Genomic DNA, 6,856 nt, shown 5'->3' with positions numbered 1-6,856 from the left:
AGCATCTTTCATTTCGGCGAGTACAGCATCGGCGAGGCCAAGGCGCATCTGGCCGCGTCCGGCATCGTGGTGCGTCAGGAGCCGGAGGCCGTGGGTGGCTGATTTTCTCGACGCCGTGCGCTGGGACGAGAGCGGTCTGGTGCCGGCGATCGCCCAAGATGCCGCCACCGGCCGGGTGCTGATGCTGGCCTGGATGAACCGGCAGGCGCTCGCCGCCACCCTGGCCGAGGGCATTGCCGTGTACTGGTCGCGCTCGCGCGCTCGCCTGTGGCGCAAGGGCGAGACGTCTGGCCATACCCAACGGGTGCGCGAGCTGCGCCTGGATTGCGACGGCGACACGGTGCTGCTGAGCGTGGAACAAACAGGTGGAATCGCCTGTCATACCGGCCGCGAGCGGTGTTTTTTCCGGCGCTACGAAAACGGTGCGTGGGTCACCGACGAGCCGGTGCTGCGCAGCCCGGACGCCATTTATCCGGGTGGAAACGGCCATGAGTGAGGTGCTCACCCGCCTGCAGGCGGTGCTGGAATCGCGCCGCGGCGCGCCGCCCGACAGTTCCTACGTCGCCAAGCTGCTCGCCGGCGGCGCCGACGGCATGCTCAAGAAAGTGGGCGAAGAGGCCACCGAGCTGGTCATGGCCGCCAAGGATGGACTGCCGCAGCGGATCGTTTCGGAAACCGCCGACCTGTGGTTTCACACGCTGGTGGTGCTGGTGGCGCACAATCTGTCGGTGGACGACGTGCTGGCCGAGCTCGAGCGGCGCTTCGGGCGCTCGGGTCTGGACGAGAAGGCCAGCCGGAAGACGGTCTGAGCTGGCGGTTCGCTGCGGCGAGCCGAAAAAACCACGGGCGGGAATTTTCAGCATCTCCCCGGAGCGCCTTCGCGGGTCAATTAATTTTCTCAACAAGGGGTCCTAACCCATGGGTATCGAAGGGATTTCACCTTTCCGTTTGTTGATCATCCTGGCCATCGTGCTGGTGCTGTTCGGTGGCAAGCGGTTGCGCAGCCTGGGCGGCGATCTCGGCGGCGCCATCAAGGGTTTCAAAAACGCCATGAAAGAAGGCGAACAGGAGTCCGCGGCGGAGGTGGAGCGCCTGAACGACGCGCGTCCTGCCGACGCGTCTGCCGCAAGCCAGGCCAAACGCGAGCGGCAGGACGGCTGAGCGGTCGTGTTCGACGTCGGTTTCAGCGAACTGTTGCTGGTCGGCGTGATCGCGCTGGTGGTGCTCGGCCCCGAACGCCTGCCGCGGGCGGCGCGCACGGCCGGGCTGTGGCTGGGCCGTGCACGGGCGATGGCGCAGCGTTTCACGGCCGAAATCGATCGTGAGCTCAAGGCCGAGGAGCTGCGCCAGAGCCTGCGCGAGCAGGCGCGTCAGCTGGCCGAGCCGGTAGCGGCGGCGCGCAAGGAGTTGTCCGAATTGGGTCGCGAGTCGACCGCCGCGCCGCCGGTCGACAAGCCAGCAAGGCAGGACGATGGAACCTGAGCAGTCCGGACAGTCGCTGATCTCGCACCTGCTCGAGCTGCGTACGCGCCTGCTGCGGTCCGTGGCGGCGGTGGTGGTGTTGATGGTGGCGCTGCTGCCGTTCGCCAACCGGCTTTATGCGCTGCTGGCGCAACCGCTGATGCGCAGCCTGCCGGAAGGGGCCTCGATGATCGCCACCGGCGTCGCGGCGCCGTTCATGGTGCCGTTCAAGTTCGCCTGCATGCTGGCCGTCTATCTGGCCATGCCGTATGTGCTGTACCAGGTCTGGGCCTTCGTGGCGCCGGGGCTTTATCGCCGCGAACGGGCGTTGGCGCTGCCGCTGCTGGTCAGCAGCGTGGTGTTGTTCTACCTGGGAATGGCGTTTGCCTATTTTCTGGTGTTCCCGCTCATCTTCCATTTCTTCGCGACGACGGCGCCGGCCGGGGTGCTGGTCATGACCGATGTGGCGAGTTACCTCGATTTCGTGTTGGCGCTGTTCCTGGCGTTCGGTGTCGCCTTCGAGGTGCCGGTGGTGGTGGTGCTGCTGGTGCTGCTGGGCTTCGTCGATGTGCCGGCGCTGCGTCAGGCACGGCCGTATGTCATCGTCGGCGCCTTCATCATCGGCATGCTGCTGACCCCGCCGGATATGTTTTCGCAAACCCTGCTGGCGGTGCCCATCTGCCTGCTCTACGAGATCGGCTTGCGCACCGCCGCGGTGGTCGCTCGGCGCGTCGCCTCGAGCGAGGAGGCGGCGGCGCCGGATTGTTGACTTACTGTCGCTAAGAGAGGTATCTGAAAATTCCGTCCATGGAATTCTTCAGCATTCCCCTTTGTTGGCGTGATACTTGCTAATAAATATTCCAGTGGAAGGTTGTTTTTTATCGGATGCAGGTATCATTCGACCTTCCCAACGTTCATTCAGGGACGATCCGCCAATGCCTTCATCTGCCGAAAAAAATGTCAGGCGCTTGAGCAAGGACGACATTCTCGAAAAAACAGCCCCTCTATTCGCCTCGGAGGGCTACGCGGCCACGTCCATGCGCGATTTGGCCAAAGCCTGCGGCATCACGCCGGCGGCGCTCTACCATCACTTCACCGACAAGGAGCAGCTGTATCGGGAGGTGTTGGAGTACACCTTCCGCCGCCGCATCGGGCGCATGGGCGAAGCGCTCAAGGAGGTGACCACCTTCGAGGACAAGGTGCGGCGGGTCATGGAGGTGCTGGCCGACGCCATCGACGACGACGAGTTGTTCCTGCCCATGCTGCGCCGCGAGCTCCTGGAACGTGACGAGAAGCGCTTGGAGTACCTGGCGACGCGGGTTTTCGCCGAGCCGTTTCGGGAAATCATGCGCGTCGGGCGTGACCTGCCGCGCGGCAATTTCCGGCCGTCGTTTCTGGCCACCTCCGCTCTGGCCCTGGCGATCGGGCATTACACACTCGAACCGATTCGGCGCTATTTGATGCCGTCCGACACCCCCGACGATCTGCGCCAGGCGATCATCGACCACGTGACCAAACTCGTGCTCCACGGCATGGTCAAGGACAGCCGGTAATGCGACCGGCGGCGTCGGGCGGGCCATGCATGGGCCGCCGGCTGCTGCTGCCGCTCATCCCGGTCATGCTGGTCGCCTGCGGCAAGCAGGCGTCGGTGCCGGCACCGCGCGATCGAACGGACCTGGTGGTCGATCAGGCCACCATGACCGTCGTGCCGCGCCATTACACGGTGCCCGGCGGCGTGATCGCGGACGAGCGGGTGCAGCTGTCGTCACGCATCAGCGGCTTCATCCGCCGGCTCGCCGTGCGCGAAGGCGAGCCCGTGCGCGAAGGCCAGGTGTTGGTCGAAATCGATCCTTCGGAGGTCGAAGGCGCGGTACGGCGTGCCGCGGCGGCGTTGGCTTCGGCCAAGGCCGATCTGGCCGATGCGCGCGTCGATGTCGAAAAATTCACTGCTCTGACCCGCACAGGGGCGGTGTCCATCGACACCCTGCGCAAGGCCGAGGTGCGGCGCGACGTGGCGCTTGCGCGTCTGGCCGAGGCGCAGGCGGCGCTCGAGACGGCCAACGCGCAGCGCGCCTATACCAGCATTGCCAGTCCGGTCGACGGGGTGGTGGTGGCGCGGCTGCGTGAGTCCGGGGATCTGGCCACGCCGGGCCTGCCGATCCTGGAGATCGAGGCGCGAGACACGCTGGTGTTCCAGACCTTCGTCGCCGAGAGCCGGGTCGCGCGGCTCGACCCGGCGCAGCCGGTGCGGGTGGAGCTCGACGCCGTGCCCGGCGAGCGCGAGGGGCGCCTGCTGCGCGTGGTGCCGTCCGCCGACCCGGTGACGCGGCGTTACGAGGTCAAGGTCAGCCTGCCGGCGGCGGGCGGCTTGTTGCCCGGCATGTTCGGCCGCGCGCGATTCCTGCTGGGCGAGGAGCAGGTTCTCATGGTGCCGCGCGCGGCGCTGACCGATCGCGGCGGCCTCATCGGCGTGTTCCGCGTGGCGTCCGGTGGTCTGGTCGGCTTTCGCTGGCTGCGCACGCGCCGGGAAATCGACGGCCAGGTCGAAGTCACGGCCGGCCTCGAAGCCGGTGATCGGGTGGTGCTGAATCCGCCGCCCGATTTGCGCGATGGGGATCGCCTGGCGGCCGGCGCGCGATGAGTGCGTCGCCGTTCAACGTCGCCGGGCGGCTGGCGAATCTGTTCGTCGACTCCAAGCTCACGCCGCTGTTGATCCTGGGCGTGCTGGCATTCGGCACGCTGGCGCTACAGCTGACGCCGCGCGAGGAGAACCCGCAGATTCTGGTGCCGGCGGCGCAGGTCAGCGTGACATTACCCGGGGCGAGTGCGCCGGAGGTGGAGCGGCTGCTGCTGACGCCGCTCGAGGCGGCCTTGTCCGAGATGCCGGACGTCAAGCACACCTACGGCACCGCCAGCAATTCCCTGGCGACGGTGCAGGTCGAGTTCGACGTGGGCGTGCCCAAGGAAGCGGCGCTGGTGCGCGTCTACGACAAGGTCGAGCAGCTGCGCCCGCACCTGCCGCCGCAGGCCGGCCCGCCGGCCGTGACGCCAGTGGATGCCGACGATGTGCCGGTGGTCACGATCACGCTCGCCAGCGCCGGTTACGACGACTATGCCCTCAAGCGCATCGCCGATCGCATGGCCGAGCGCCTGCGCAGCGTGCGCGGGGTATCGATCGTGCAGGTCTACGGCGGGCGTGACCGCGAGCTGCGGGTCGAAATCGAGCCCGAGCGCCTGCAGGCGGTCGGCATCACGCTCGATCAGGGCCTGGCGCGTCTGGCCGCATCCAACCTGGCGCAGGCGGTCGGCGACATCACCGAGCGCGGTGAGCGCGCCGGCGAGTATCTCGACAACCAGCTGACCTCGCTCGACGACCTGGAGCGCTTCGTCGTGGGGGAGAGCCGCGGCCGGCTGGTGTACCTCGAGGACGTGGCGCAGCTGGTCGATGGACCGCCGGTGGACCGGCGCAGCATGGCGCGCCTGGCCTTCGGGCCGGCCGATGCGCGTTTCGCCAGTCTGGGCGGCGAGGAGTTGCCGGCGGTGACCATCGCGGTGGCCAAAAAGGCCGGCGAGAACGCCGTGCGCATCGGTCATGAGGTGCAGGCGCGGGTGCGGCACATGCAGGATGAATTCGTGCCGGCCGGGATCGAGGTGGTGACCACGCGCAACGACGGCGACAAGGCGGACGACGCCGTCAACACGCTGGTCGAACATCTGGTCATCGCCATCGTCACCGTGGTCGGCACGCTGCTGCTGACGCTCGGCTGGCGCGAGGGCCTGATGGTGATGCTGGTGGTACCGCTGGTGATGCTGTCGGTGATCATGGCCGACGGCCTGGCCGGGGTCACCATCAACCGCGTGGCGCTGTTCGCGCTGATCCTGGCGCTGGGCTCGCTGGTCGACGATGCCATCGTGGTGGTGGAGAACATCCACCGTCATTACACGGACAACCCGGCCGGTGACCGGCGCGCGATGGCGGTGCTGGCGGTGGCCGAGATCGGCAATGCCACCAATTTCGCCACCTTTTCGATGATGGCCGTGTTCGCGGCCATGATCGTCATCAGCGGCATGCCGGGGGAATTTTTCTTCCCCATCGTGTTCAACCTGCCGACGGCCATGTTCACCTCGCTGGTGTTCGCCTACGTGGTCACGCCCTGGGCGGCGCGGCGCTGGCTGCGGCCAAAGCCGCTGCTCGGCGAGCTGCAGGCGCACAGCGCCCAGGCGTACGGCGCCTACGACCGGGTGCTGTGTGTGCTGCTGGACCGGCCGCGGGCGCGGCGGGCGCTGTACCTTGCCATGGGCACCTTGATCGGATTGTCGGCCCTGATGCCGGCCTGGCAGTACCTGCGCCCGGCCGGCCCGGTGGGCGAGAAATCGCCGCTCGGCCTGTTGATGACCTTCCTGCCAAAGGACGACATCAACACCTTCAACATCTTCGTCGACATGCCCGAGAGCGCCAGCGTCGAGCAGACCGACGTGCTGGTGCGCGAGGTCGGACGTGAACTGCGCGCCACCCCGGAGGTGCAGAACTACGTGGTGGCGCTGGGCCAGCCGGGCGTCACCGACCTGCCGAACCTGCTGCGTGGCAGCCTGAACCGTTCGGCGCCGTACCAGGCCGAGCTGCGCGTGAATCTGCTTCACCGCCGCGCGCGCGCGCGCACCTCGCTAGCCATCGTGGCCGAGCTGCGCACGCGTCTGCACGCGCTCGCCCAGCGCCATCCGGGCGCCGTGATCCGCACCTTCGACGACCCGCCGGGGCCGCCCAGCCGCGCCAAGGTGTTGGCCGAGGTGTACGGTACGGATCTCACCCACATGCAGCAGGTGGCGGGCAGGGTGCGACAGGAATTCGAGGCCACGCCCGGCATGGCCGAGGTGTTCGACTCGGTCACCGCGCCGGTGCGCCGGCACCGGCTGGTGGTGGACGAGGAAAAGGCCGCCCTGTCCGGCGTCACCACCCGCCAGGTGGCGGACGTGCTGCAGGTGTTGTTCGATGGCGCCACGGTCGGTCGCATGCACCTGCCGGACGAGCGCAACGTGGTGCCGATCCGCCTCCAGGTGCCGCGGCGGGACGAACTGCGCCCGCAGGAACTCGACCGCATCCAGCTCAGCAACGCCGCCGGGCAGGTGGTGCCGCTGTCCGAGCTGGTGCGCGTGCAGGATGCGCTCGAGGACGAGCCGATCCAGCACAAGGACAACGAGCGTGTGGTGTTCGTCGGCGGCGAGTACCTCACCGGCGCCGGCTTGTACGCGGTGCTGGGGCTGAATGGGCGTCTGCGCGCCATCGACGCCGGCGCCGGTGGGCTGCGCGTGGGCAATCTCGGCCTCTACGACGAGCCGCCGGACACCATCGGCGGCACCAACATGCTGTGGGAAGGCGAGACACGCATGATGCTCG

At 67.7% G+C, this 6,856-nt stretch carries 8 protein-coding genes and 1 pseudogene; all 9 read left to right on the top strand.

The genetic code is table 11. From position 1 onward, the window contains the following. A pseudogene (locus PHC73_RS14005) lies at positions 1–102 on the top strand (imidazole glycerol phosphate synthase subunit HisF); the annotation flags it as partial. After that, positions 95–496: a phosphoribosyl-AMP cyclohydrolase gene (gene hisI, locus PHC73_RS10050; RefSeq protein ID WP_300127482.1), complete on the top strand. Its 402-nt coding sequence runs from the start codon at positions 95–97 to the stop codon at positions 494–496. The pseudogene PHC73_RS14005 and the gene hisI, both read left to right, overlap by 8 nt. Continuing rightward, the gene (locus tag PHC73_RS10045; protein WP_300127479.1) at positions 489–809 is read left to right on the top strand and encodes a phosphoribosyl-ATP diphosphatase; all 321 of its coding nucleotides are present in this window, start codon (positions 489–491) and stop codon (positions 807–809) included. The genes hisI and PHC73_RS10045 overlap by 8 nt, the downstream gene beginning before the upstream one ends. A gap of 109 nt (positions 810–918) precedes the next feature. After that, the gene (locus PHC73_RS10040) at positions 919–1,161 is read left to right on the top strand and encodes a Sec-independent protein translocase subunit TatA (RefSeq protein WP_300127476.1); all 243 of its coding nucleotides are present in this window, start codon (positions 919–921) and stop codon (positions 1,159–1,161) included. Between the two features lie 6 nt (positions 1,162–1,167). Beyond that, positions 1,168–1,482, top strand: a complete 315-nt coding sequence (gene tatB / locus PHC73_RS10035; protein ID WP_300127473.1) for a Sec-independent protein translocase protein TatB — start codon at positions 1,168–1,170, stop codon at positions 1,480–1,482. Beyond that, positions 1,472–2,230, top strand: coding sequence for a twin-arginine translocase subunit TatC (tatC, locus tag PHC73_RS10030; RefSeq protein ID WP_300127471.1), 759 nt, complete (start codon positions 1,472–1,474; stop codon positions 2,228–2,230). The genes tatB and tatC overlap by 11 nt, the downstream gene beginning before the upstream one ends. A 199-nt stretch (positions 2,231–2,429) precedes the next feature. Continuing rightward, positions 2,430–3,014 (top strand): TetR/AcrR family transcriptional regulator, encoded by a 585-nt coding sequence (locus PHC73_RS10025; RefSeq protein WP_300127469.1) that lies wholly within the window; start codon positions 2,430–2,432, stop codon positions 3,012–3,014. Between the two features lie 29 nt (positions 3,015–3,043). Further along, positions 3,044–4,102 (top strand): efflux RND transporter periplasmic adaptor subunit, encoded by a 1,059-nt coding sequence (locus PHC73_RS10020; RefSeq protein WP_300127467.1) that lies wholly within the window; start codon positions 3,044–3,046, stop codon positions 4,100–4,102. After that, on the top strand, positions 4,099–6,856 hold a 2,758-nt coding region (locus PHC73_RS10015; protein ID WP_300127464.1), incomplete at its 3' end, for an efflux RND transporter permease subunit. The genes PHC73_RS10020 and PHC73_RS10015, both read left to right, overlap by 4 nt.

This window comes from Immundisolibacter sp., assembly GCF_028696615.1.
In the GTDB taxonomy this organism is placed as follows: domain Bacteria; phylum Pseudomonadota; class Gammaproteobacteria; order Immundisolibacterales; family Immundisolibacteraceae; genus Immundisolibacter.
Note: the sequence above shows the minus strand (reverse complement) of the source record. Positions and strands in the feature narration are given on the sequence as shown.